The sequence below is a fragment of the Arthrobacter globiformis genome (assembly GCF_003261175.1).
Lineage (GTDB): Bacteria > Actinomycetota > Actinomycetes > Actinomycetales > Micrococcaceae > Arthrobacter > Arthrobacter globiformis_A.
On sequence record NZ_QLNP01000067.1, the window covers coordinates 21,966 to 46,521 of the forward strand.

The 24,556-nt window shown below is 67.9% G+C and carries 20 protein-coding genes; 11 read left to right on the forward strand and 9 right to left on the reverse strand.

Going from position 1 to position 24,556, the window contains the following annotated elements:
• Positions 1-59: 59 nt before the first annotated feature.
• Positions 60-281, reverse strand: a complete 222-nt coding sequence (locus DBZ45_RS08325; protein ID WP_111903465.1) for a DUF7455 domain-containing protein — start codon at positions 279-281, stop codon at positions 60-62.
• Positions 282-506: 225 nt separating this feature from the next.
• Here DBZ45_RS08325 and DBZ45_RS08330 point away from each other — a divergent pair, with 225 nt between their 5' ends.
• Positions 507-2,612 carry a DNA gyrase/topoisomerase IV subunit B gene (locus DBZ45_RS08330; protein ID WP_111903466.1) on the forward strand — a complete coding sequence of 702 codons (2,106 nt, stop codon included), beginning with the start codon at positions 507-509 and terminating at the stop codon, positions 2,610-2,612.
• 51 nt (positions 2,613-2,663) lie between these two features.
• Here the strand turns inward: DBZ45_RS08330 and DBZ45_RS08335 are convergent, their stop codons facing one another.
• Positions 2,664-3,650 (reverse strand): M56 family metallopeptidase, encoded by a 987-nt coding sequence (locus tag DBZ45_RS08335; RefSeq protein ID WP_111903467.1) that lies wholly within the window; start codon positions 3,648-3,650, stop codon positions 2,664-2,666.
• A gap of 6 nt (positions 3,651-3,656) precedes the next feature.
• Positions 3,657-4,043: a BlaI/MecI/CopY family transcriptional regulator gene (locus DBZ45_RS08340; protein ID WP_111903468.1), complete on the reverse strand. Its 387-nt coding sequence runs from the start codon at positions 4,041-4,043 to the stop codon at positions 3,657-3,659.
• Between the two features lie 272 nt (positions 4,044-4,315).
• Here DBZ45_RS08340 and DBZ45_RS08345 point away from each other — a divergent pair, with 272 nt between their 5' ends.
• Genes DBZ45_RS08345 through cydD form a run of 3 tightly spaced genes read left to right on the forward strand, consistent with a single transcriptional unit; the run spans position 4,316 to position 10,525 of the window.
• Positions 4,316-5,917: a cytochrome ubiquinol oxidase subunit I gene (locus tag DBZ45_RS08345; protein WP_111903469.1), complete on the forward strand. Its 1,602-nt coding sequence runs from the start codon at positions 4,316-4,318 to the stop codon at positions 5,915-5,917.
• A gap of 34 nt (positions 5,918-5,951) precedes the next feature.
• Entirely contained in the window at positions 5,952-7,001 is a 1,050-nt protein-coding gene (gene cydB / locus DBZ45_RS08350) for a cytochrome d ubiquinol oxidase subunit II (RefSeq protein WP_111903470.1), read from the forward strand.
• A gap of 5 nt (positions 7,002-7,006) precedes the next feature.
• The gene (gene cydD, locus DBZ45_RS08355) at positions 7,007-10,525 is read left to right on the forward strand and encodes a thiol reductant ABC exporter subunit CydD (protein WP_111903471.1); all 3,519 of its coding nucleotides are present in this window, start codon (positions 7,007-7,009) and stop codon (positions 10,523-10,525) included.
• On the opposite strand, the gene DBZ45_RS08360 is transcribed toward cydD, so the two are convergent.
• Both DBZ45_RS08360 and DBZ45_RS08365 read right to left on the reverse strand, forming a co-directional pair.
• Complete coding sequence (locus DBZ45_RS08360) at positions 10,508-11,251, reverse strand: MBL fold metallo-hydrolase (protein ID WP_111903472.1); 744 nt, start codon at positions 11,249-11,251, stop codon at positions 10,508-10,510. The two genes, cydD and DBZ45_RS08360, sit on opposite strands and share 18 nt — an antisense overlap.
• A 13-nt stretch (positions 11,252-11,264) precedes the next feature.
• The gene (locus DBZ45_RS08365; protein ID WP_111903473.1) at positions 11,265-11,495 is read right to left on the reverse strand and encodes a zinc-ribbon domain-containing protein; all 231 of its coding nucleotides are present in this window, start codon (positions 11,493-11,495) and stop codon (positions 11,265-11,267) included.
• A gap of 144 nt (positions 11,496-11,639) precedes the next feature.
• Here DBZ45_RS08365 and DBZ45_RS08370 point away from each other — a divergent pair, with 144 nt between their 5' ends.
• Complete coding sequence (locus tag DBZ45_RS08370) at positions 11,640-12,737, forward strand: GNAT family N-acetyltransferase (RefSeq protein ID WP_111903474.1); 1,098 nt, start codon at positions 11,640-11,642, stop codon at positions 12,735-12,737.
• Positions 12,738-12,753: 16 nt separating this feature from the next.
• On the opposite strand, the gene DBZ45_RS08375 is transcribed toward DBZ45_RS08370, so the two are convergent.
• Both DBZ45_RS08375 and DBZ45_RS08380 read right to left on the reverse strand, forming a co-directional pair.
• Positions 12,754-13,272, reverse strand: coding sequence for a DinB family protein (locus DBZ45_RS08375; RefSeq protein WP_111903475.1), 519 nt, complete (start codon positions 13,270-13,272; stop codon positions 12,754-12,756).
• A 9-nt stretch (positions 13,273-13,281) separates the two neighbouring features.
• The gene (locus DBZ45_RS08380) at positions 13,282-15,798 is read right to left on the reverse strand and encodes a DNA gyrase/topoisomerase IV subunit A (protein WP_111903476.1); all 2,517 of its coding nucleotides are present in this window, start codon (positions 15,796-15,798) and stop codon (positions 13,282-13,284) included.
• Positions 15,799-15,854: 56 nt separating this feature from the next.
• On the opposite strand from DBZ45_RS08380, the gene DBZ45_RS08385 reads away from it, so the two are divergent.
• Genes DBZ45_RS08385 through DBZ45_RS08400 form a run of 4 tightly spaced genes read left to right on the forward strand, consistent with a single transcriptional unit; the run spans position 15,855 to position 21,327 of the window.
• The gene (locus DBZ45_RS08385) at positions 15,855-18,545 is read left to right on the forward strand and encodes a bifunctional acetate--CoA ligase family protein/GNAT family N-acetyltransferase (RefSeq protein ID WP_111903477.1); all 2,691 of its coding nucleotides are present in this window, start codon (positions 15,855-15,857) and stop codon (positions 18,543-18,545) included.
• Positions 18,546-18,589: 44 nt separating this feature from the next.
• Positions 18,590-19,330 (forward strand): DUF5998 family protein, encoded by a 741-nt coding sequence (locus DBZ45_RS08390; protein WP_111903478.1) that lies wholly within the window; start codon positions 18,590-18,592, stop codon positions 19,328-19,330.
• Between the two features lies 1 nt (position 19,331).
• A complete protein-coding gene (locus DBZ45_RS08395) occupies positions 19,332-20,615 on the forward strand; it encodes an alkaline phosphatase family protein (RefSeq protein ID WP_111903479.1) in 1,284 nt (427 codons plus the stop codon).
• Complete coding sequence (locus DBZ45_RS08400) at positions 20,608-21,327, forward strand: thymidine kinase (protein WP_111903480.1); 720 nt, start codon at positions 20,608-20,610, stop codon at positions 21,325-21,327. Before DBZ45_RS08395 ends, DBZ45_RS08400 begins: the two co-directional genes overlap by 8 nt.
• Before the next feature lie 10 nt (positions 21,328-21,337).
• Here the strand turns inward: DBZ45_RS08400 and sepH are convergent, their stop codons facing one another.
• The gene (gene sepH / locus DBZ45_RS08405) at positions 21,338-22,822 is read right to left on the reverse strand and encodes a septation protein SepH (RefSeq protein ID WP_111903481.1); all 1,485 of its coding nucleotides are present in this window, start codon (positions 22,820-22,822) and stop codon (positions 21,338-21,340) included.
• Positions 22,823-22,999: 177 nt separating this feature from the next.
• Here sepH and DBZ45_RS08410 point away from each other — a divergent pair, with 177 nt between their 5' ends.
• The gene (locus tag DBZ45_RS08410) at positions 23,000-23,299 is read left to right on the forward strand and encodes a DUF4193 domain-containing protein (RefSeq protein WP_111903482.1); all 300 of its coding nucleotides are present in this window, start codon (positions 23,000-23,002) and stop codon (positions 23,297-23,299) included.
• An 82-nt stretch (positions 23,300-23,381) separates the two neighbouring features.
• On the opposite strand, the gene DBZ45_RS08415 is transcribed toward DBZ45_RS08410, so the two are convergent.
• Positions 23,382-23,870 carry a DUF3093 domain-containing protein gene (locus DBZ45_RS08415; protein ID WP_111903483.1) on the reverse strand — a complete coding sequence of 163 codons (489 nt, stop codon included), beginning with the start codon at positions 23,868-23,870 and terminating at the stop codon, positions 23,382-23,384.
• 78 nt (positions 23,871-23,948) lie between these two features.
• On the opposite strand from DBZ45_RS08415, the gene dut reads away from it, so the two are divergent.
• Positions 23,949-24,536 carry a dUTP diphosphatase gene (gene dut / locus DBZ45_RS08420; RefSeq protein ID WP_440130509.1) on the forward strand — a complete coding sequence of 196 codons (588 nt, stop codon included), beginning with the start codon at positions 23,949-23,951 and terminating at the stop codon, positions 24,534-24,536.
• The last annotated feature ends 20 nt before the right edge of the window (positions 24,537-24,556 follow it).

A 24,556-nucleotide genomic window follows, 5' to 3' on the forward strand; every position in this document is an offset into this window, starting at 1 on the left:
AAGGCGACAAAGAAAAAGCCAGGACCCCCGCGCGGGGGCCCTGGCTTGAGCTTTGTTGTCTAGTCGACCGGAACCGGTGCCTTTTCGTGCAGCCGGTCCGTCTCATCGTGCCAGTCGGAGCTGAGCGGCCTAAGGGTCGCTTCGACGGCGCGTGAATGGTGGGCGCAGAAGAGCAGCTCACCTCCGGAGGACTCGAGTACAACCCGGACGTATGCCTGCGCTCCGCAACGGTCACACCGGTCAGCTGCGGTTAGCGTGCGGTCGGCAACTGCTGTTGTCATGTCGGCCTCCTTAGTAGATCTGTACATCTATATAACCAGCATTCGCTGACAAACCATGGCAAGGATGGGTCACTTTCGCTGTCCGCGTATCACGTCTGCGTAACGAACAACCGGAGCGGAGGCCCGTGTCGGGAGTGGCAGTCAGGCGTTTGGCGGCAGCGGGACTAGGCTAGAGGGAGCTTTTTAACGCCGATCCGGCCTGTTCCTCAAAGGAGTTCACTACCTGTGGCACCGAGTTCTGATTACACCGCCCGCCACCTTTCGGTGTTGGAGGGGCTGGAGGCCGTGCGCAAACGCCCCGGCATGTACATCGGATCCACGGACTCCCGCGGCCTCATGCACTGCCTCTGGGAAATCATCGATAACTCCGTCGACGAGGCGCTGGCCGGCTTCGGCCACGACATCAGGATCATCCTGCACGCGGACAACTCTGTGGAGATCCACGACGACGGACGCGGCATTCCCGTTGACGTCGAACCAAAGACCGGCCTCACCGGTGTCGAGGTGGTCTTCACCAAGCTGCACGCGGGCGGCAAGTTCGGCGGCGGCTCCTACACCGCCTCCGGTGGCCTGCACGGCGTGGGTGCCTCCGTCGTCAACGCGCTCTCCGCACGCCTCGACGCCGAGGTGGACCGCGGCGGCAAGACGTACAGGATGTCGTTCCGTCGCGGGGAACCCGGCCGCTTCAACGACAACGGCCGGCCCAACCCGACCGCCACCTTCGCTCCGTTCGTCGAAGACTCTGTCCTCGACGTCGTCGGCAAGGCGAAGCGAGGCGTCACCGGAACGCGTATCCGCTACTGGGCGGACACCCAGATCTTCACCGCGGACGCCCGGTTCTCCTACGAGGAACTCACCGCCCGGGCCCGGCAGACCTCCTTCCTGGTACCCGGCCTGAAGATCACCGTCCGGGATGAGCGCAAGCTCCCCGGCACGCCCGGTGAACTGGGAGCACACGAGGAAGTGTTCCACCACGACGGCGGGATCTCCGAGTTCGTGGAATTCCTCGCCGCAGACTCGGGGGTAACGGACGTCTGGCGCCTGCACGGCGCCGGCAAGTTCAAGGAAACCGTCCCTGTGCTGGATGAGAAGGGCCACAGCAAGATCGCGGAAGTGGAACGCGACTGCGAAGTGGACGTCGCGCTGCGCTGGGGGATCGGCTACGACACCACTGTCCGCAGCTTCGTGAACATCATCTCCACCCCGAAGGGCGGCACCCACCAGGCCGGCTTCGAGCAGGCCCTCGTGAAGACCTTCCGGAAGACCGTGGAAGCCAACGCACGGAAGCTGAAGGCGGGCAACGACAAGATCGAGAAGGACGACATCTTCGCCGGGCTCACCGCCGTCCTGACCGTGCGCCTCGCCGAGCCGCAGTTCGAGGGCCAGACGAAGGAAATCCTCGGCACCTCTGCGGTCAAGGCCATCGTGGCCCGGGTGGTGGAGAAGGAGATCGCGGCCAAGCTCAACTCCTCCAACCGCAACGACAAGGCCCAGTCCGCGCTGCTGCTGGAGAAGATCGTCAGCGAGATGAAGTCGCGCATCTCCGCCCGTGTCCACAAAGAGACGCAGCGCCGGAAGACCGCGCTCGAGACGTCGTCAATGCCCACCAAGCTCGCCGACTGCCGCACGGACGACGTCGCCCGCTCGGAACTGTTCATCGTGGAGGGCGACTCGGCCCTCGGCACGGCGAAACTGGCGCGCTCCTCCGACTTCCAGGCACTGCTGCCGATCCGCGGCAAGATCCTTAATGTACAGAAGGCCTCCGTGGGCGACATGCTCTCCAACGCAGAGTGCGCGGCCCTCATCCAGGTGGTCGGGGCCGGCTCCGGACGCAGCTTCGCGATCGAGGCGGCGCGCTACGGCAAGGTCATCCTGATGACCGACGCCGACGTCGACGGCGCGCACATCCGCACGCTGCTGCTCACCCTGTTCTTCCGCTACATGCGGCCCATGGTGGAGGAGGGCCGGGTCTTCGCGGCCGTCCCGCCGCTGCACCGGGTGGAAGTCATCAATGCCGGCCAAAAGGCCAACGACATGGTCTACACCTATTCCGAGGCGGAACTGCACACCCTGCTGGCGAAGCTCGCCGCCGAGGGCAGGAAGTACAAGGAACCGATCCAGCGCTACAAGGGCCTTGGCGAGATGGACGCCGAACAGTTGGCGGAGACCACCATGGACCCCCGGCACCGCATGCTTCGCAAGGTGAACATCGAGAACGCCCAGCAGGCAGAAGCCACCTTCGACCTCCTGATGGGATCGGACGTTGCGCCGCGCAAGGACTTCATCATCGCCGGCGCCTCCAGCCTGGACCGGGAACGCATCGACGCCTGAGACCGGCGTCCACCGCCGGCCGGAGCCCGCCCAACCAGCAGGCAGGGCGGCTCAGCCCAGCAGGCCGGGTACGATCAGCAGGGCCGTGGGCATCGCCAGCAGCAGCGCGCACACGGCAAGGACGGCTGCGCGGAGGCCTCCGGCGAGCGGCGGCCGGGGTGAGAGAAGGCGGCTGACGCGTGTCGCCGTCGTACTTGCCGGGCCGGCGCCGCCGGCACCGTCCGGGAGTTGCAGGCTTGCCCCTGCGAGCCCGGCTGCTTCGACGACGGCGGCCCCCTGGGGTGCTGCAGAACCGCTGGCGACGATGGCTATGGCTTTGATCAGGGTCGCCTTGCTCTCCGTCTTGAGGGCAACGTCGTCCGCCAGCATTTCGATCAGGGAGTTCACGGCTTCCTGGGCAAGGCGTGTGGTGGGCAGCCACGGCAGTGCCTGGCGCCAGGCGGCGAACGCCCACAGCAGCAGGTGGTGGCGCTGGGTCAGGTGCGCGTTTTCGTGGATCAGGACGGCACGCAGCTCCGCCGGTTCAAGGGCCGCCATGAGCCCGTCGGAGAGCACCGTGACCGAACGCGCTCCGCCCGGCAGGCAGTAGGCCACCGGGGAATCGTGGTTGATGACCACCGTGCCGGGCCCGTCGTCCGACGGCGATGCCAGGAGGGCCAGCAACTCGCGGTGGCGCCTGCGCTGGCGCTCAATCTTGTAATAGGTCAGAAGCAGCGTGAAGACGAGGTGCGCCGTCAGCAGCGCGGCCGCGGAAAGCGCGAAGAGATGCCAGAATCCCAGCGCGGTGGTGGGCGCCGCAAACAGCACCATGCCTGCCAGCGCGCACAGGCCGGCAAGGAGGTTGTCGCCGACGGGTTCGAGGCCGTACACCAGCATGGCGCCGATCATCGACAGCCCGCCCGCGAGGCCGATGGCCTGCCACAGCACCATGGCCGTAAAAGGGTCGCGCGCCGGCCAGCGGGCGCGCGAAAGAAGGATAGGTACCGGCCATGCCAGTACTATCGCCAGGACCGCCAGGAAATATGAGGTCCAGAACATCAGGTGCTAGCTGTGGCCAAGCAGTTTGCGCAGCGTCTCGGCTTCACTTTCCGTCACCGATCCGATGAACCGGGCCAGCACGGCCTCGCGGTCCGGGGCGGATCCCAGCACTTCGTGCATGAGTTCGGCGGTGTGGTCTTCGCGGCTGGACACAGCCTGGTAGCGGTGCGGCCGGGTGCCGCGTTCGCGTTCCACGAGGCCCTTCTTTTCGAGACGCGAGAGGACCGTCAATACGGTGGTTACCGCCAGGTCCTTGCCCTCGTGCCCTGCTGCTCCGCCCTGCGCTGCCGTGCTCCGCGCAAGCAGGTCCCGCAGCGTGTTGGCCGTGGCTGCTTCGTGGCCCGCCCAGAGCAGGTCCATGACTGCGCGTTCGAGTTCCCCAAGACTTGCCATCTGTACATCCTTTTGACAACGCACTGCCAAGGGCCGGTAGCCCGGCCCGTGCCGTGATTCCAATACTGCAACTTCAAATCTATCGCGTTTGGCCGTTTGTTTCTACATGAGGTAGAACGTTCGGCGCGTTGAGGGTGATTGCGTTCCCCGGATGTGCATGCAACCGTGTTTACAGTGTTCGCCTCGTGTTCTACACTCTGTAGAAGATGGAGTTCTACACTGCGTAGAAATCAACGCTGGAGAGCTAGACCCAACCGTAAGTAGGGACCGCCTTGGACGCCTTGGAAATCGCACGCTGGCAATTCGGGATCACCACCGTCTACCACTTCATGATGGTGCCGCTGACAATCGGCCTGGGCCTGGTGGTCGCAGTGATGCAGACAATCTGGCACCGCACCGGGAATCCGGCCTATCTGCGCATGACCAAGTTCTGGGGGAAGCTCTTCCTCATCAATTTCATCATGGGCGTGGCCACGGGCATCGTCCAGGAGTTCCAGTTCGGCATGGCCTGGAGCGAGTACAGCCGGTTCGTGGGCGACGTCTTTGGCGCCCCGCTGGCCCTTGAGGCGCTCCTCGCCTTCTTCGTCGAGTCGACCTTTTTGGGCCTGTGGATCTTCGGCTGGAAGCAGCTCAAGCCGGGCGTCCACCTCGCGTGCCTCTGGATCGCCGTGGTGGGCTCGTTTTTCTCCGCGTACTTCATCATCGTGGCCAACAGCTGGATGCAGCACCCCGTCGGCGTCACGATGATTGACGGCCGCCCGGTCATGACGGACGCCTGGGCCGTCTTCACCAACAACACCGCCCTGGTGGCCGTGCCGCACACGCTCTTCGGCGCCCTTGCCGTGGCCGGCGGATTCCTGCTGGGCATCGCCTGGTACCACCTTTGGCGCCGGCGCCGCGACGGCATCGACACCGTGGGGGCCGACGGCAAGGTCATTGCCGGGGAGGCCGCGATCCCGGGCCGCGACCGCACCGACTACACGGTGTGGATCAAGTCGCTGCGGATCGGCGCCGTCGTCGCCATGATCTCCTTTGCCGGAACCGCCCTCACCGGCGACCTGCAGGGCAAGCTGATGTTCGAGCAGCAGCCCATGAAAATGGCCGCCGCCGAGGCCGCGTGCCACGACGGTACGGGATTCTCCGTCCTGAGCGTTGGCAATCTGGGCTCCCGCAACTGTGACGACATCGTGGCCCTGATCGAGGTCCCGGGCATCCTCTCCTACCTCGCCAAGGGCGACTTCACCACGGAGGTCAAGGGCGTCAACAGCCTGCTCGACCAGTACAAGGCGGACTACGGCACGCACCTCCCTGACAACCCCATCTACGGCGACCGCGCCGGCCAGGAGATCGAGTACGTGCCGGTCATGGAGGTCACCTACTGGGGCTTCCGGGCCATGATCGGGTTCGGCGGCCTGGCTGCCCTCGCCGCCCTGGTGGCGCTCTGGCTGACCCGCAAGGGGACCGTTCCCGAGTCGCGCTGGCTGATGCGGCTGGCCGTGTTCGGCATCCTGGCTCCCTTCGGTGCCAACGCCGCGGGCTGGATCTTCACGGAAATGGGCCGCCAGCCCTTCGTGGTGGCCCCCAACCCCGACCTCAACGGCATTGACCAGGTGTTCATGTTCACCGCCGCGGCTGTGTCGCCAGGGGTTTCCGCCGGCGAAATCCTGACGTCCCTCATTGTCCTCACCCTCATCTACGCGGTGCTCCTCGTGGTGGAGGTGAAGCTCCTCGTGAAGTACGTCCGGGGCGGCGTGGCCTCGGCAATGCCCGAACTGGTCCACGCGCCGGTGGACGAGAACGAGGACGCCACGCCCCGCGACGGCGGACCGGACAAGCCGGGAACCTCCGACGACGTCCTGGCTTTCGCCTACTAAGACCGTCGCCTACTAAAACCCGAGGATACAAAGCATGGAACTGCTGCCGACCATCTGGTTCATTGCCATCGCCGTCCTGTGGACCGGCTACCTCTTCCTGGAGGGATTCGACCTTGGGGTTGGGATGCTGATGAAGATCTTTGCGCGAAACAACACCGAACGCCGCGTGCTCCTCAACACGATCGGGCCGGTCTGGGACGGAAACGAAGTCTGGCTCCTGACCGCCGGCGGCGCCACTTTCGCGGCCTTCCCGTTCTGGTACGCCTCCCTGTTCTCCGCCCTGTACCTGCCGCTGCTGCTGGTCCTCGTCGCCCTGATCTTCCGGGCGGTGGCGTTCGAGTACCGCGGCAAGGTGGACACCGACCGCTGGCGGAACACCTGGGACTGGGCGATCGCCGTCGGGTCCTTCCTGGCCGCCTTCGGCGTGGGTGCCGCGCTGGGTCTGACCACCACCGGGCTGCCGCTGGACGCCAACGGCGACCGCGACGGCGGGCCGTTCGCATGGTTCAGCTGGTACGCGGTGCTGGGGGGTCTGGCCGTGGTTGGCTTTGCCCTGCTGCACGCCCTGGCGTTCCTGGCACTGAAGACCGACGGCGACGTGCGGCACCGCGCGCGGCAGTGGTTTGTGCGGCTGCTTCCCGTCCTGCTCCTCCCGATGGCGGGCTGGGCCATCGGCGTTCAGGTCCTCAGCGGTGAAGCGTGGACGCTGGTTGTGCTGGCGGTGGCCGTGGTTGCCGCGGCTGTGGCCTGGGCCCAGGCCCGGAAGGGAAACGAAGGCCGCGCCTTCCTCGCAATTGGCGTGTTCCTGCTGAGCGGCTCAGCCTCCATCTTCGGGGCTGTGTTTCCGGTGGTCCTCCCGTCCACCATCGACCCCGCATTCAACCTCACCATCGCCAACGCCTCGTCCTCGGACTACACCCTCGGTCTGATGAGCATCGTGGCCTGCGTCGGGTTGCCGCTGGTGATCGCCTACCAGGCGTGGACCTACTGGGTGTTCCGCCGCCGCGTCAGCGCCGCCCACATTCCGGAGGCGCACAGCTTCCTGCCCGCTGTCGCCGCCAAAGCACTCATCAGGAAAGACTGACCGCCTTGAAACCCCAGTTCCCGTCCGGCCCCTCCACCCGCCGCGCCCTCTACGGACTGGGCCTGCTGGCTGCCCTGAAGGCCCTGTCCCTGGTGCTCATGGGGCAGGCAGTCGCCTCCGTGCTGGCCGGCCTCATGACGCAGGACACCGCGTGGGCTGACCAGCTGGGCTGGGGCGCGGCCGGCGTGGTGCTGCGGTCCGTGACGGTCTGGGCGCAGGGCGTCGCCGCAAGGCGCGCCGCCCTGGGCGTCAAGGAGGAGTTGCGCGCGGAACTCCTGGAGACGGCACTGCGCAACGGCGTCCGGTCCGCAGGCCCTGCCGACGGCGGCCTGGCGGTACTCGCGACGCGAGGCCTGGATGCGCTGGACAGCTATTACACGCAGTACCTCCCCGCGCTGGTGAACTGTGCGGCCATACCGCTGCTGCTCGGCGCCCGCATCCTTTTCGCCGACTGGGTCAGCGCGGTGGTGATCGTGCTGACGGTGCCCCTGGTCCCCGTGTTCATGGTGCTGATCGGCCGCTACACGGAGGACAAGGTGCGGGATGCGCAGGCCGCCCTCTCCCGGCTCTCCGGGCACATGCTCGAACTCGCCAAGGGCCTGCCGGTGCTGGTGGGACTGGGCCGCGCCGCCGCCCAGCGCCGCTCCCTGGAGGACATCTCGGAGGATTACCGGTCGCGGACTATGGGGACCCTGCGGACGGCGTTCCTCTCCGCGCTCGCCCTGGAACTGATCGCCACCATCTCCGTCGCCGTGGTGGCGGTGTTCATCGGCGTCCGGCTCGTCCACGGCGACATGGCGCTGGAGGCCGGGCTGCTTGCGCTCATCCTCGCCCCCGACTGCTACCTCCCGCTCCGGGAACTGGGGACCGCGCACCACGCGAGCGACGACGGCCGGGCCGCCCTTGCCGAAACTACGGCGGTGCTGGAAGCCCCGGAGCCCCGGCGGCTCGTGCCTGGTGGGGTCCCGGCAGAACCGGGCGGCGTAGAGGCCGCAGATGTGGCGGGCCCGGGCAGCCTGACAGTCCGGGACCTCACGGTCAGCTATCCGGGAAGGCAGGGTCCCGCCGTCGGCCCCCTCAGCTTTATGGCGCCGGCCGGACTGGTCACCGCGCTGGACGGCCCCAGCGGGGCGGGGAAGAGCACGGTGCTGGGCGTTCTCGCGGGAACGGTTGGAAGCGGCGGCGGCACAGCGGTGTCAGGGACGATTTCAGGATTCACTGCCGGCGACGTGGCCTGGGTGCCGCAGCATCCGGTGATGGTGGCGAACACCGTGGGTGGTGAAGTCCTGCTGTACCTGACGGCGGGAACTCTGGCCGCCGGCACGCCAGTAACCGATGCAGCCGCCGCCGACGAAGCACAGGCCAGGGGAGTGCTCCGCTGCCTGGCGGCCGTCGGTGCGGACCACCTGGCGGACAAGCATCCAGCCGAACTGAGCCCGGGCGAGCTGCGACGCGTGGCCCTCGCCCGTGGCCTGGCCCGCATCGAGGCGGGAGCCACGGTATTGCTTCTGGATGAGCCCACGGCCCACCTCGACCGGGATTCAGCCAACCGTGTCCACAACGCAATCCGTTCGCTGCGCGGCCGGGCCACCGTCATCCTGGTGGCCCACGACCGCCAGACGAGGGAACTCGCAGACCACATCGTGCCGCTGTCCGGCCGTGGAGCGCCGGCACCTGCTGCGCCCGCCGTTGAAATCCTGGCCAGCGCCGGCGTGGCAGGTCCCAGCGCCGCTGTTCCCGGCGCGGCAGCCGACGGCGGGGATGCCTTCTCAGTGGAGGCGGGACTTACGACGCCCGGCGTCCCGGCGGCCGAGGCGCAACCCGGCTCCGGCCATGTTGCCGGCATGATTGCCCGGCTGCTCGCGCCCGTCCGCGGACGGTTCGCTGCCTCCGGGTCCGTCGGCGCCCTGGCCGCCCTTTTCGCCGTCGCGCTGTCCGGACTGTCCGGCTGGCTCATCCTGCGCGCCAGCGAGCAGCCGCCCATCATGTACCTCCTGACCGCCATCGTGGGTGTCCGGTTCTTCGGCATCGGCCGCGCCGTTCTGCGCTACTGCGAGCGGCTCCTCCTGCACGAAGCCGTGTTTGCGTCACTGACGAAACTTCGCGGGGGGCTCTGGGCATCCCTCAGCCAGCGGGCACTGTCCTTGCGCCGGTTACTGCAGGGCGGCAACGTGCTGGGCGCCGTTATCGAGGACGTCGACACCGTCCGGGACCTGCTCCCGCGGGTGGTGCTGCCGCCGGTTACCGCAGTGGCGGTGGCCGCGGCTGCTGCCGGTACGGCGGGCTGGCTGCTTCCCGCGGCGCTCCCGGCGTCGCTCGCCGCTGCCATGGTAAGCCTGGTGGCCGCCCCGGCCGCGGCACTGCTCGCCGACCGGATGTCGGCGCAGGCCGAACAGCGGTTGCGCTCCGGGGTCCTGCGGCGGGTGGCCGCGGCACTCGATGCCAGGGCGGAACTGCACGCGAACGGCGCAAAGCGCCCGGTTCTGGACGGCATCCGTGCGCTGGACCGGGACGCCACCGGCGCAGCCCGGCGTTCGGCTTGGGCTGAAGGGCTCGGCCAGGCACTGACCGTGGGGGCGTGCGGCGCAGCCGCCCTCTACAGCGCCGTGCTGGCGGCTCCCCAGGTGCTGGCCGGTTCCCTTCCGGCGACCACTGTTGGCGTCGTCGTCCTTCTGCAGTTGGCGCTCGCCGAACCCTTTGGGGCCATGACGACGGCGGTACGGCAGTTTCCGGCTTTGCGTGCGGTCCTGCGCCGCATCGGAGAGTCGGGCGTGCTGCAGCCGGGAGACCCCGGCGCTGGCAACAACACCGGGCGGCCCTCCCGGCCCGGCTCGCGGGAATCCGGGCAGCCGGGCGTTGAACTGGATGGGTTGTCGGCGGCGTGGCCGGGGGGCCGGACTGTCTTCAGTGGCCTGTCGGCCGTGGCTGAGCCCGGCCGCTGGCTGGCGGTGACCGGCCCGTCCGGCGCCGGCAAGTCCACGCTGCTCGCGGTGATGCTGGGCTTCCTCCCTGCCCTGGCCGGCCGCATCGCGGTGACGGGTACCGCGGCGTGGTGCCCCCAGGAGGCGCACCTCTTCGACTCCACGGTGCGCGGGAACCTGCTGCTCGGCAGCCCGCGGCAGGTGCCCGGCGAGGGGTCTGTGGCGGAGACGGAACAGGCGATGCGCGAAGCGCTCGCGGCGGTTGGACTTGCGCCACTGCTGGCCCGGCTGGAAGACGGACTGGATACCCGCATCGGCCCGGGCGGAGCATTCCTCAGCGGCGGCGAACGGCAGCGGCTGGCGGTCGCGCGCACGCTCATGACAAACGCCGACGTGATTCTCCTGGACGAGCCAACGGCACACCTCGACGCCGAGTCCGGCCGGGCGCTCATTGCGGACCTGCGTGCGGGACTTGCGTCGCGCACCGTGGTGCTGGTGACCCACAACCCGGCTGACATCAGCCCCGACGATGCACTTTTGGACCTTCGCCCTGAACACCGGCTGGCTGCCTCCGCCGCGATGGCGTCAGGCCGGTCCGTTTGACCTTGCGATTGCAACGGCTTCTTCGATTCCCCCGGCCCAGGGTTCGCCGTGTCCCGGCAGCACAAGGGATGCCCCCGTCTGGGCGAGCTGGCTGAGGGTTTCCAGGTTCTGGGCGCTGTTGGCGGTGGCAGCTCCTGCCACGATGCGCGGACCTTTCCGGCCTGTGTAGGGATCGAGGGTTACCAGGGCGTCACCGCTGAAGAGAAGGTTGCGGTCCCGCAGAAACAGGCCGCAGTGCCCGCTGGTGTGGCCGGGGGAGAACACCACTTCAGGGGCACCCGGAACGGGAAGGGCGCCGGTGACGGGCATGGGTGTCAGGTTGCTGACACCGTGCACACGCAAAGCGCCTGCCTTGACCATGCTGAAAAGTACCGGCAGGCCCGCAGGGTGCGTGAGGGAAAAGATAAAACGCGATTTCTCGTGCCTGTATCGGTAGGGATGGCGGGCGATATATGAGTCCCCGGTGTGCACCCACACCGGAACCTGACACTCGGCATTGAGTCGGCTGGCCAGTCCAAGGTGGTCGAAATGGGCGTGGGTCAGCACCAGCGCCCTGATATCGCCAAGGCCATGCCCCGTTGCCTGGACCGAGCTCCGAAGCGTGTCCCACATGGCAGGCAGACCCGAGTCCACCACTGTGAGACCGTCCTCGCCCTCAACGACGTAAAAGTTGACGAATGCTTCCGAGATGCGATGCACGCCGGCCGCCACGGTTGTCAGTGCCATTCCGGATTCCTCCCTATCCCACCAGTGCCTGCTTCTCGCGGCCTTTGACCACCGACGTGGCTCCGCAGTTCGAGCAGGTGATCCGGTAGGAGCGTGAGGTCGTGAAAACCGGGATGAAGAACAGCGTGAACTTGGTGGCGCGCTCCTCCAGGTGATGGTGGGCGAACATGCCGCAGTACCGGCAGGATGCCGTCCGGCCGGGGAGCAGCTTCTGGACTGTCTTGAACCCGAAGAGTAGAAGCATGCTGTGCCTTTCAGGGAACGCCGGGGGTAATTGTCCAAGCCTGATGATGGCACCAGCCTAAGGCTTCCCACGCCGGTGCGTCAGGAGTACAGGCCAGCGTCGGCAGTGATGGCGCGGCCTCTTTCCGGCGGCTAGCCTGTTCCCATGACGCACACGGACGCCTCTGGCCTGACCGCGGACGGCTCACCCGAGCTGCCCGCCGTCGACTTTCCGGCACTGCAATGGCGCAGCGCCGGCCCCGCGGATTTGGACGCGTGGGCTGCGCTGATCGCCCGGACCGCGGCTGTCGAGGAGCCGGTGTGGTTTGAAAGGCGGGCGGACCTGGAGCAGATCATGGAGTCCAAGAACAACCCGGTGGGGCCGAACACGGTACTGGGCCTGGACTCCGACGGCGTCCCCCGGGCCTACGCCCGCGTCACCAAGAACAAGGAAGGGGCCAAGGCGCACGGATTCTGTGCCGTGGACCCGCAGTGGCAGCGCCGCGGGGTGGGCTCAGCCCTGCTGTCCTGGCTGGAAGCGCGGACCAGGCAGCGGTTCGCGGAAGATGCCGGTGCGGGCCAGGACAGTGCAGGGCCAGACAATGCGGTCCAGGGCACCGCAGGGCCGGACGGCGCGCTTCCAGACAGTGCCGGGCCGGTGCCACGGCTGCGGCTTTTCACCGAGCAGAAGCAGCAGCACCAGTGCGTCCTCCTGGCGGAGTCCGGGTATGAGGTGGTCCGCTACTACAACGAAATGCACCGCCTGCTGTCGGCTCCGCTGCCCGAGGTTCCCCTGGACCACGGCCTGGAACTGGTGCCCATGGAACCCGGGCTGAGCGAAGCCCTGCGTTTGGCGCACAACCAGGTCTTTGCCGACCACTGGGGCAGCGAACCACGGGACGAGGAGTCATGGGGCTTCGTGGTCAACGACCCCCTGGCCCGGCCCGACCTCAGCGCCGTTGTGCTGGAGAGCCGCACGGGTGAGATCGCCGGCTACCAGCTGGCCAGCTACGACCCGGACAACACGGTGGCGCGCGGGTTCAGCGAGGGCTATACAGACCTGCTCGGTGTCCGCCGGGAGTTCCGCGGGCGCGGGATCGCCCAGGCGCTTCTGGCCGACGCCATGCGGCGCTTTGCCGCCGCAGGTTTGGACAAGGCGTCGCTGGACGTGGATTCCGAGAACCCCACCGGGGCCATGGCGCTCTACCGCAAGATGGGCTACGTCCCGGTCAATACGAGCCTCGCGTGGGACAAGGTCCTTTAAGCCGTACGGACCTGGGTCAGCCGTCCACGTCCGCAAGGTGATGGACGACGTCGTGCAGGAAATACTGCGCGAGCGTCAGGACGGTGAACTCCGAGCCGTTGCTGCGCAGCCCTGTCCGGCCCCACTGCGACTCCTGCACCCTGGCGAAGGACGCCGCCGCCTGCTGGCCCTCCGTGGTGAGCTCGGCGCTGACCACGGCCGGGTCTGCATTCGCGTAGTCGCCCTCCACCGCCGTCTGGTCTTGGTCCCAGTTCTCAAACTGGGCGTTGTCCTCGGTGAGCATCAGGTTGAGGCGGCGGTCGAAGAGGCTGAACACATCCCTGACGTGGCAGGCGTACTCCAGCGCGGACCATGTGCTGCTGTCCGGGCGCTCGCTGGCGTCCGGCCGCCGAAGCACGGCGCGCCACCGCGGCAGCATGTTTTCGACGCTGCCGGGAACTGTCGACGGCGTGACCGTGGACGCGTCGAATCCGCACTGGCTGCAGGGGCGGGACAGGACCCAGGTCCAGTCCTTTTCATCCGGGACGATAGGCATGGCAGTAGTCTAGGCGGATTCCGGCCAGGCCATGCTCGGGCCGATCACGTCCACCGCCTGCGAGAGCGGGATGCCCGAACCGTCGCGCCGGCCGTGCTCCTGGGGCAGCGAGCGGGCCACCCCTGCCGACGACGACGCCTTCGCCGGACCGTGGCCGGCCCAGGCCAGCAGCAGCGTGTCCTCACCCTTCAGGAACCGGTGCGCCCGGACCCCGGCAGTGGCGCGGCCCTTGGCCGGGTATTCGTCAAAGGCCGTCACCTTGGCAGCCCCGGGGGCGGTGCCCGGCAGGGCTCCTTCCGTGCCGGAAATGGTGACGACGACGGCGGCCTCGTCGCCGGGCGCGACCGCACCGAAGAACACCACCTGGTCGCCTGCGGCGAGCTTGATGCCCGCCATGCCCCCGGCCGTCCTGCCCTGCGGGCGGACGACGGCGGCGCTGAACCGCAGCAGCTGTGCCTGCCGCGTCAGGAACACAAGGTCGTCGTCGTCCGACGCTGCCGGCGCCACACCCACCACGGTGTCCTTGTCCTTCAGCGTGATCACTTCCCAGTCCTCGCGGTTCAGGGGGTAATCCGGCTGCACCCGCTTCACGACGCCCTGCGCCGTGCCGATCGCCAGCACAACATCAAGCGGGGCGAACGCCACGAGGGTCTCACCCTTCAGCAGGGTAATGAAGTCCTTGGCCGGAACACCGCCGGCGAGGTTCGGCAGGCCGGAGACCGGCGGCAGAACAGGCATGTCCATCACCTGGATCCGCAGCATGCGCCCCTGGGACGTGATGGCGGCGATCTCGCCCCGGGCGGATGTCTTGACCACCGAGCGGAACACATCATGCTTGGAACGCGGTCCGGTCTCGGCCAGGCTGTCCTGGTTGGCGGTCCGGGCAATCTGCCCGGAGGCCGTGAGGATCGCCCAGCACGGGTCGTCCGCGATCTCGAGGGCCAGGGGGGCGGGCTTGCCCTTGGCCCCTGCCTTTCCTTCCACGGCGGCGGCGCTGGCCACAGTCGGGGACACGGCCTCGGATTCGAGGAGCACCGTCCTTCGCGGGGTGCCGTACTTCTCCGCGATCTCCGCGAGTTCGCCGGACACCAGTTCCCGCAGCAGCTGATCGGATTCGAGGATGGCCTCCAGCTCGGCGATCTCCCTGCGAAGCTGGTCCTGTTCCTTTTCAAGCTCGATCCGGCTGTACTTGGTCAGCTGGCGGAGGCGGAGCTCGAGGATGTAGTTCGCCTGGATTTCAGAGAGGTCGTAGATGGACATCAGCCGTTCGCGCGCCGCGGAGGCCTCGTCCGAGGACCGGATGATCTGTATGACCTCGTCGATGTCCACGATGGCGATGAGGAGGCCCTCCACCAGGTGGAGGCGGTCCTTCTTCTTGCCGAGCCGGAACACCGTGCGGCGGCGCACCACCGAGATGCGGTGGTCCACGTAGACGGTGAGCAGCTGGAGCAGTCCCAGCGTCTGCGGCTGCCCGTCCACCAGGGTGACGTTGTTGATCCCGAAGGAATCCTCCATCGGCGAGTAGCGGTAGAGCTGCTGGAGCACGGCGTTGGGGTTGAAACCGTTCTTCAGCTCGATGACCAGCCGCAGGCCGTGCTTGCGGTCGGTCAGGTCCACGACGTCGCTGATGCCCGCCAGCTTCTTGCTGTTGACCGCATCCTTGACCTTCTCGATCACCTTTTCCGGGCCCACCATGTACGGCAGTTCGGTGACCACAAGGCCGGTCCGGCGGGCCGAGAGCTGCTCCACCTCCACCTTGGCGCGGGTCTTGAAGGAGCCGCGGCCCGTGGCGTAGGCGTCCCGGATTCCGTCCAGGCCCACGATGCGGCCGCCGGTGGGCAGGTCGGGGCCCGGGACGAAGCGCATGATGTCTTCCAGCGTGGCTTCCGGGTTGGCGATGAGGTGCCGGGCGGCGCCGATGACTTCCACGAGGTTGTGCGGTGCCATGTTCGTGGCCATGCCCACCGCGATGCCGGTGGTGCCGTTCACCAGCAGGTTGGGGAACGCGGCGGGCAGGACCTCCGGCTGGGTGAGCTGGTTGTCGTAGTTGGGGACGAAGTCCACCACGTCCTCGTCGAGGTGGTCCGTCATGGTGAGCGCTGCCGCCGCCAGGCGGGCCTCGGTGTACCGCGGCGCCGCGGGGCCGTCGTCGAGCGAGCCGAAGTTACCATGGCCGTCGATCAAGGGGAGCCGGAGCGAGAAGTCCTGGGCCATGCGGACCATGGCGTCATAGATGGCGGTGTCGCCGTGCGGGTGGAGCTTGCCCATGACCTCGCCCACCACGCGGGCGCTCTTGACATGGCCCCGGTCCGGACGGAGGCCCATGTCGCTCATCATGTAGAGGATGCGGCGCTGGACGGGCTTCAGGCCGTCCCGGGCGTCGGGCAGGGCCCGGGAGTAGATGACCGAGTACGCGTACTCCAGGAAGGAGCCTTCCATCTCGGAAGTCACGTCGATATCAACGATGTTTTCGGTGTAGTCCTGGACTGATTCCCCTGCGGGGGTGCGTGTTTGGCGGCGTGCCATGGGGCTGGTGGATCCTTTTTGGGGTGCACTTCGGGAGGTTTAGCTAGGCTAAGCCTATGGTGGATCAGCCCGGGGACGGCGAATATCCGGAATATTGGGAGGCCGATGTCGTTCTGAGGGACGGCGGCACAGCGCATTTGCGCCCCATCCATCCCACCGACGCGGACGCCGTGCAGACCTTCCACACGCGGCAGTCGCAGAACTCCATCTACATGCGTTTCTTCGCGTTCAAGGAGCGGCTCTCCAGCCGCGAGCTCAAGCGTTTCACCGAGGTGGATTACCGGGACCGGGTGGCCTTCGTGATCACCATCGGCGGGGACATCATCGGCATCGGCCGTTACGACCGCCTGGACGACCCCGCGGAGGCCGAGGTGGCCTTCAACATCGCCGACGCGCACCAGGGCCGCGGCATCGGCTCGATCCTGCTGGAGCACCTAGCGGCGGCGGCCCGCGAAAACGGGATCCGCCGATTCAGCGCCGAGGTCCTCCCCGAGAACCGCAAGATGCTCATGGTCTTCTCCGACGCCGGGTACGACGTCAAACGCCATTTCGACGACGGCGTGGTGAGCCTGGAGTTCAACATCGACCCCACGGACAAATCACGAGCCGTGATGGAAGCGCGGGAACACCGTGCAGAGGCGAGGAGTGTCCAGGACCTGCTGGCGCCGCCGTCGGTGGCAGTAATTGGTGCCAGCCGCCGGTGGGGGACCGTGGGATACCAGCTCCTGGAACACATCATCGAAGGCGGCTTTACCGGCCCCGTCTACGCCATCAACCCCGAAGCCTTTGAGCTTGCCGGCATGCTGTCCTTCGGCAAGCTTTCCGAGGTGCCCGGTCCGGTGCAGCTGGCGATCGTCGCGGTGCCCTACGAGGAAGTCCCCAAGGTGGTGGATGAGTGCGCGGCCGCCGGCGTGAAGGGGGTCCTGGTGGCCTCCGCGGGTTTCACCGAGGACGGGGAGCGGGGCCTTGCCCGGCAGCGTGAGCTGGTCCGGCAGGCGCGGGCCAACGGGATGCGGGTCATCGGACCGGCCTCGCTCGGCATCGTGAACACCAACCCCGCGGTGTCGCTGAACGCCTCCATGGCGCCCAGCCTGGCCCATGTCGGCGGCCTGGGGCTGTTCAGCCAGTCCGCGGCGATCGGGGTGGCGCTGTACGCGGCGTCCAGCCGGCGCCGCGCCGGCATCTCCACCTTCCTGTCGGCCGGAAACCGGGCCGATGTGTCCGGCAACGACATGATGCAGTTCTGGGAGGACGACGCCGACACCACCGCCGTGGGCCTGTACCTGGAATCGATCGGCAACCCGCGCAAGTTCTCCCGCATCGCCCGGCGGCTCGCGCGGACCAAGCCCGTGATCGTGGCCAAGTCCACCTCCATGGGACTGCAGCTGCCGCCCGGCCATGCCGTGCGCACCACCCAGGCACCGGCCGATGCGCTGGACTCGATGATGCGCCAGTCCGGCGTGATCCGGGTGGAGACCATCGAACAGCTCATGGACGTGGCGCAGATTGTGTCCGCCCAGCCGCTCCCCAAGGGAGCCGGCGTCGCCGTTTTCAGCAACTCCGGGGCGCTGGGGAAAGTAGTGGCGGACAGCGCCGAGTCCCACGGCCTGGGCGTCGAGGAGCTCGTGACGGAGCTGGACCTCGACGCCGGCATGTCCCGTGCCCTGCCCGCCCTGCGGGACCGGCTCCGGGAAGTCCTGGCCAAGGAGGCGGTCCACGCCGCCGTGGTTGCCTTCCTTCCGGCCCGCGGCCTGACCGTGGAGAAGATTGCCGGGGCGCTCGCCGAATCCTCCGCCGAGGCCGGAAAGCCGGTGGTGGCGGCGTTCACCGGCATCCTCGATCCGTCGGTGTACGTGGAAGGCATGGTGGGGGATGGCTCCGGCACGCCACCGGTGCCGTGCTACTCGAATCCGGGGGCGGCGGTGGCCGCCCTGTCCGCCGTGGTGCGGTACGCCGAATGGGCGGAACGGGACCAGGGCCTCTTTGTGGATCCTGACGGGTGCGATCCTGACGCCGCACACGCCGACCTCGAAAACCTGCTGGCCGATGTCCGCGGCGAGCAACTCAAGAAACTCGGTCCGGACGACGCGGCCCGCCTGCTGGCGCATTACGGGATCAGGGTCGTGCCGTCGGAAGGCTTCGAAACGGACGATGAAGCCGTGGAGGCGGCCGGCAGGCTGGGCTGGCCGGTGGCGCTGAAGACCACCGATCCGACGCTGCGCCACCGGCTGGACCTGGGCGGGGTGCGGCTGGATATCCAGGATGCGGACTCCCTCCGGCTGAACATCCTCCAGATGCGCCGGGCGCTGGAGCCCTACGGTTCGGCGTCGCTGGAGGTGCAGACCATGGTTCCTGTGGGCCAGGCCTGCACCCTGCGCGCCATTGAGGATCCGCTGTTGGGGCCTGTGGTGTCCTTCGGGCTGGCCGGGGATGCCGTGAACCTGCTGGACGACTGGGCGCACCGGGCCCCGCCGCTCTCTGCCGGGGACCTGCGTGACCTGGTCCGCAGCCCGCGCGCGTCCCGGAAACTGTTCGGGTACCAGGGCCTGCCCGCCGTGGATGTTTCAGCCCTGGAGGATGTGACGGCCAGGTTGGCACGGCTCAAGGACGCGCACCCGGAGATAGCCCTCGTCGAGTTCAACCCGGTCCTGTCCACGCCGCAGGGGGCGTTCATCCTCGCCGCAGACGTGCGGATCGGCAACGCCGCGCAGCGCACCGACAGCGCGCGGCGGGCAATGCGCAGCTAGCTTCCTGGTTAGCATGTGCCACACCGATCTGTGAAAATGGGGAAATGAGCTCCCAGCCTCCCACCTCGAAGCCTCAAGCGCCCGACCACAGCCCGCAGGCTTTCCACCACAGCTCACACAACCACAGCGTGCAGGGCCAGAGCCTCGACGGCGCCCTGCAGCAGGCCGGCTTTTACCCGCTGCTGGTAGCCGACGTGGTGGATGACGCCCTGGACGGCCGGGACTGTCTTGCACACCTGGTCCACCTCGAGACGCATTTTGACCGCGCCGAGGTCCGCCGGCACATCACCGTCCTGGTCCTGACCGAGGACATGCTGGTGATCACGCACGTGGACGACCAGCAGCTCGACGAGGCGGGCGAGCAGATCGTGGCACAGATTTCCACGGAGTCCGTCCCGGTGGCGCAGATCCGTTCGGTGGTCCTGAGCTACATGTACGCCCAGCCGCAGAACTACAAGCCTTCGGACCCCGTACGCGAGGTCACCCTGTCCATCGCCTGGTCCGGCGGCCAGCGCCTGGACGTGGGACCGGCGAGCTGCGGCGACCCGCAGTGCGAGGCCGACCACGGCTACAGCGGCACCATTGCCCAGGAGGACATTGTCCTGCGCATCAGCGCCGAGGCGGACGGCCTGCAGGCGGTCCAGGATGCCAAACTTTTTGCCCGTGCCCTTCGCGCGGTTAACACCGGGTCTCCCACCCCGGTGCGGCATGCGCCGTCCGCCACCCACCCGCGTCCCCGCATGGGCGTTTTTGCCAACCGGCTCAGCCGCGGGCACAAGCGCTGAGATGCGGGAACAGGGCAACCATTCCTCAGACTCTGCGACGCAAACCACGGAATCCAGGCCTGCGGTAAGCGGCTTGCCGCCCGCCCCGGCCTATGGCCGCCGTTCCGTGGCCGAGGTGCTGGGCAGTGCGGCGGCCAGCCTCGGGGTGCCGGGCTTCGAGAACGCGCTGGGCCTCCCGCAGGCCAAGCGCGTATGCGTGGTCCTGGCTGACGGGCTGGGACGCAGCCTGCTCAAGCAGAAGACCGCGCATACGCCCTTCCTCCGGGGCGTCCTGCAGCAGGGCCAGGGTGCCGTGCCCGTCTGGCTGGATGCCGCCTTCCCTTCCACCACCGCAGCCTCCCTCGCCAGTCTGGGCACGGGACTCGCCCCCGGCCAGCACGGACTGGTGGGCTATGACGTCCTGGATCCGGACCAGGACAAGGTGGTTAACATGCTGGGCAACTGGGATGCCGCCGTGGACCCGCAGCAGTGGCAGCCGTTCCCCACCGTCTTCGAACGCGCCTCCGAACATGTTGCCGTCACCACCGTCAGCCTGCCGCAGTTCGGCGGCTCGCCCATGACCCAGGCTGCGCTGCGCGGCGGCACCTTCGCCTCCGGCACCACCTCCCACGCCCGCACCGCGGCGGCAGCCGAGGCAATGGCCGACGGGGACTCCGCCCTCATGTACTTCTACGTGAACGATCTGGACAAGGCCGGCCACCGGTACGGCGCGCAGTCGCCGCAGTGGGAGCACCAGCTCGAGGAACTGGATGCCACCGTCAAGCGGCTGGATGCGACCCTCCCGGTCGGAACCACAGTGTTGGTCACGGCAGACCACGGCATGCTGGACGTGCCGGAGTCACAGCGCCTCGACTACGCCGCCGATCCCGCCCTCGTGGATGGCGTCCGGCACACCGCCGGGGAACCGCGCATGGTGCACCTGTACCTGGAGGAGGACGCCGGCGATGCGGCACGGGATCGTCTCCTGGCGGCCTGGCGTGCCCGCTTCGGTGACAGGATCTGGGCCTTCACCAGGGAGGAAGCCGTGAATGCAGGACTCTTCGGAACGGTCCGGCCAGAGGTCACGGGACGGCTGGGCGATGTGATGGTGGCAGCCCGGGACGCGCTGGCGTTCTACGACACGCGCCGGGTGCGTGCGACGGCCATGGAAGTAGTGGGCCAGCATGGGTCCCTGACGAAGGCCGAACGCGAAGTCCCGCTGCTCAGTTTCCAGGCTTCCGGCAAGGCAGCCCCAGCCAGGACAGCGTCCGGCAAGGCAGGCACTCGCCGGGGATCCCGTGGCTGAGCTCGTCTTCTTCTCCGGAACCATGGACTCCGGCAAGTCCACCCTTGCGCTGCAGATGGACTACAACCACCGGGCCCGCGGACGGGGCGGGGTGCGGTTCAGCCGCAACGACCGCGCCGGCGACTCCAAAATCTCCAGCCGCCTGGGGCTGCAGGCCGAGGCCGTGGAAGTCGTCGATTCCACGGACTTCTGGGACGAAGTGGTGCTCCGACGCACCCAGGGGATCCGCGTGGACTACCTCATTTGCGACGAGGCACAGTTCTATTCAGCTGCCCAGGTGGAGCAGCTGGCACGCGTGGTGGACGAGATCGAGGTGGACGTCTTTGCCTTCGGCATCACCGCGGACTTCCGGACCCGCCTCTTCCCTGGTTCGCAGCGCCTGATTGAACTCGCGGACCGGGTGCAGGTCCTCCAGGTTGAGGCGTTGTGCTGGTGCGGCCGGCGTGCCACCCATAACGCCAGGACGGTCGACGGCGTGATGGTCACCGAAGGTGCCCAGGTGGTGGTCGGTGACGTCGACATGGCCGTTGATCCTGCGGCCGGCGATCCCGGCAGTGATGCAGGCCGTGCGCCGGTGGTGGGCTACGAAACGCTCTGCCGGAGGCACTTCATGCGACGCGTCACCGCTCATGGCGCCAGCATCATTGCCCAGCAGGACCAGCTGCTCCCGTTCGAGGTGGACGCCTGCCTGTGGCACGGTGCCGGTAGCTAGTCGCTACTGGCTAGTCGCCGCGGGTGCCGAAGACGATTTCGTCCCAGCTGGGAACACTGGAGCGCTTCGGCCGGGACGGCTGGCGTTCCGGTTCGTCCCGTTCCTGATCGGCGCGCGACGCCCCCTGGCCAGGCTGCGGCCGTGCCCCATCCATCCGGCTTCCCTCCATGCGGCGCCGGGCATTGCCGCGGCCCAGGAGCTCGTCCAGCCCCGGGTTGGCAGGCGCCGGACGGCCGGCCACCGGGCGGGTGGCTTGCGCCGCCGGTGCGCTGGGCTCCTCGGGATTGGCCGGACTGTCCTTTTCGGCTGCCGGGTGACCCGGGACGATGGTGATTTCGCGGGTGTGGGTGCTGACGCCGTCGTGAAGCTTCAGCGACTCGTCCTCGGTTTCCTCATGCCGCGGAACCAGGTTGAGGCGGGAGATCATCGAGGGCCGGCCGTCACGGCGTCGCGCCAGTGTGAATTCGGCCGCCGGAGCCTCGGCGGCGCTGTCGTCGTCGTTCTCCTCCGGTTCCCACTCCGGATCCTGTTCCGCACCATCCGGCTGCACGGAACTATCGGGATCCACCGAACCATCCGACTGCCAGGAACCGTCGGCCGGCGATTCGTCCCCTGTGCCTGCGGGTTCCTCGGCCCGCGGGTGGGCGGCCGGGACACCGTTTGCCAGCAGCAGCGCCAGGGCGTCGTCGCTGTCCTCATCCACCCCAAGCCGCTGGCCGCGCCGCGAACGCAGCATGTCCAGCAGGCCGTCCGGGTCCTTCTGCTGTTCGGTGCCGGTGCCGGCCCCGACGCCTGTGCGGGCCGCGGCCTCCGCGTCGGTCTCGAAGTCGAAGGGCCTGTCGGACACCGCGGACAGCCGGCGGGCCGGCACGGGCCCGTCCAGGGGCTCCAGTTCACTGAGCTGCTGGGCCCAGCGGTTCGCGTTCTGCAGGGATTTGCGGGTGGGGTTGAACGTCCACATGGCGGGGGGTTCTTCGCCGATGCTCGCGTGGCCGCCGGGGGCAGCTTCAAACTTGGCCACCACGGTCCAGGTGCCGTCCGGCCGGCGCCATGAATCCCACTCCATAGTGGAGGACTGGATGCCGTGGGCGGTGAGCCGGTGGGCCACCATGTCGCTGAGGGTGGCGGGGTTGTCGCCGAAAGCCGAACGGTAAACGTCGTGCCCCGGGGCGGGGGAGGCAACCTCCACCTTCTGGGCCTGCTGGGCAATGTACGCGCGTTCGGCCAGGACCGGCCCTTCGTACCGCTCGACCTTTTCCTGCGGCATGCCGCAGGCGGCTGCAACCTCGGCAGCGGTGGAACCGCTGCGGATTTTCGCCTGGATGTCGCGGGGGGACATGGCCACGGGGGCCACGGCGGATGAGCGCGCAGCGGGCCGGCTGGCGGCCAGTCTGAGTGCCTCGTTGATGGGCAGCCGGAACATTGCGCCGCCGGTGCCGCTTAACAGGAGATGCTCCCCGTCGTCGTGGACGCCTACAAGCCGTAGATCCTGCATACAATCCTCCACCCTGGCATTACTATCAATCGAAACTCTGCCACCCCGCACTGTCTTTTCCCGTTAGGGCAGAGGGCGCGCCGCGAAATTCCGCGAGTTTTGGGCGGTTATCTCAAGCCGTGGGAGGCGTTGGTTCCGGGTATCGCTTTTCCGCGCGGCAGAGAGGACAATGTGCGCGTGACCGCTGATTATGATGCGCCGCGGAAGTCCGAAGAGGACCTCAGTGAGGACTCGATTGAGGAGCTGAAGACCCGCCGTGTGGAGAAACCGACGGCGGTGGTGGAGGAGGACGAGTCCGACCTCGCCGAAGGCTTCGAGCTTCCCGGAGCCGACCTGTCCGGCGAGGAGCTGACGGTCCGCGTAATGCCAGCCCAGGCCGACGAATTCACGTGTGCCTCGTGCTTCCTGGTCAGGCACCGCTCCCAGATCGGCCGCGAAAAGAACGGTCTGCTGTACTGCCGTGATTGTGAAGGCTAGGCGCGCCTGTTAAGGCTAGGCGCGATTGTGAGGGCTAGGCGCGATTGTGAGTGCTGTGGCCAGTGAGGGCCTAGGCGCCTCCCTACTTCCCGTTGATGGCGGCCGCGAGTTCCTCCGGGCGGCGGGTCGACGTCAGCCAGTACGGCGTGGGGTCCGACGGGTCGGTGATCTCGATCCTGACCACCGGGTCGATCCAGCCCCGGATGCACATGTAGGCGAGGCCGTTCAGGCGCGTGCCGCGCTCCGCCGTCGCCTCTTTGCCGCGGTGCGCCGCAGCCCCGCCGATCAGGCTGCGTTCGATGGTGGCCCGGCCCACCTGAACGGTGCGGGTGGTGACAGACACCGACGGCGTGGACAGGACCAGCAGTACAGCTTCGATGGCGAACAGAACACCAGCCGCCGTGTAACCGGCCACCATGCTGATGGGGGCGAAAACCAGGATGCCGGCCGATGCGATGCCCAGGGCGACAATCCAAATCCAGACGCCGGGCCACAGCTTCTCGGAGAAAAGCACGGTTTCGTCCGGTGAAGACGGGTTGCGGGAAGGGACGGCGGCGCTTGATTCGGGCATGCCCCCAAGCTTAGTGGCCAGTGGTGCTGGCCTTCTGCAGTAGGAGGAGTCAGAGCGCGGGCGATAGAGTGTGGGACTGTGACTGACGAATCAACTGCCATGACATCCCTCGCAGAGCAGGCCCCGGTGCAGCAGGCTCCGGTTCAGCAGGCTCCAGCGCAGCAGGCCCCCGCGGCCGCAGCTGCGCAGCCCAGGGCGGAGTTCGGAGCGCCCACGGTGCAGGTGCAGCTGAAAATGCTCGACGACGGCCTGGAAGCGCCGTCGTACGCCCACCCCGGTGACGCCGGGGCGGATCTGCGGGCCCGCGAGGACGTGGTGCTCGAACCGGGCGAGCGGCGCCTCGTCCCCACCGGTGTATCCATCGCACTGCCGGATGGCTTTGTAGCCCTCATCCACCCCCGTTCGGGTCTCGCCACGAAGCACGGCCTTACCGTCGTTAATGCGCCGGGGACTGTCGACGCCGGGTACCGCGGGGAGATCGCGGTGACGCTGCTCAACACCGACCGCGACCAGGCCATAGAACTGCGGCGCGGCGATAGAATTGCACAGATGGTGATCCAGCGCGTGGAGCACGCGCAGTTCGTCGCCGTGGGGGAGCTGAACGACTCTGTCCGCGGTGCCGGCGGGTTCGGCTCCACGGGCGGGTTTGCCGTTCCGGGCGCGTAGCGGCACAACACCGGCTTAGC

Coding starts and splice junctions, on each gene's coding strand:
- DBZ45_RS08390 (WP_111903478.1), top strand. CDS start 18,590: ATGAGCTCCCAGCCTCCCACCTCGAAGCCTCAAGCGCCCGACCACAGC.
- DBZ45_RS08395 (WP_111903479.1), top strand. CDS start 19,332: ATGCGGGAACAGGGCAACCATTCCTCAGACTCTGCGACGCAAACCACG.
- DBZ45_RS08340 (WP_111903468.1), bottom strand. CDS start 4,043: ATGGCAAGTCTTGGGGAACTCGAACGCGCAGTCATGGACCTGCTCTGG.
- DBZ45_RS08380 (WP_111903476.1), bottom strand. CDS start 15,798: ATGGCACGCCGCCAAACACGCACCCCCGCAGGGGAATCAGTCCAGGAC.
- sepH (WP_111903481.1), bottom strand. CDS start 22,822: ATGCAGGATCTACGGCTTGTAGGCGTCCACGACGACGGGGAGCATCTC.
- DBZ45_RS08325 (WP_111903465.1), bottom strand. CDS start 281: ATGACAACAGCAGTTGCCGACCGCACGCTAACCGCAGCTGACCGGTGT.
- DBZ45_RS08375 (WP_111903475.1), bottom strand. CDS start 13,272: ATGCCTATCGTCCCGGATGAAAAGGACTGGACCTGGGTCCTGTCCCGC.
- DBZ45_RS08360 (WP_111903472.1), bottom strand. CDS start 11,251: ATGGCACTGACAACCGTGGCGGCCGGCGTGCATCGCATCTCGGAAGCA.
- DBZ45_RS08365 (WP_111903473.1), bottom strand. CDS start 11,495: ATGCTTCTACTCTTCGGGTTCAAGACAGTCCAGAAGCTGCTCCCCGGC.
- DBZ45_RS08385 (WP_111903477.1), top strand. CDS start 15,855: ATGGTGGATCAGCCCGGGGACGGCGAATATCCGGAATATTGGGAGGCC.
- DBZ45_RS08415 (WP_111903483.1), bottom strand. CDS start 23,870: ATGCCCGAATCAAGCGCCGCCGTCCCTTCCCGCAACCCGTCTTCACCG.
- cydB (WP_111903470.1), top strand. CDS start 5,952: ATGGAACTGCTGCCGACCATCTGGTTCATTGCCATCGCCGTCCTGTGG.
- DBZ45_RS08370 (WP_111903474.1), top strand. CDS start 11,640: ATGACGCACACGGACGCCTCTGGCCTGACCGCGGACGGCTCACCCGAG.
- DBZ45_RS08335 (WP_111903467.1), bottom strand. CDS start 3,650: ATGTTCTGGACCTCATATTTCCTGGCGGTCCTGGCGATAGTACTGGCA.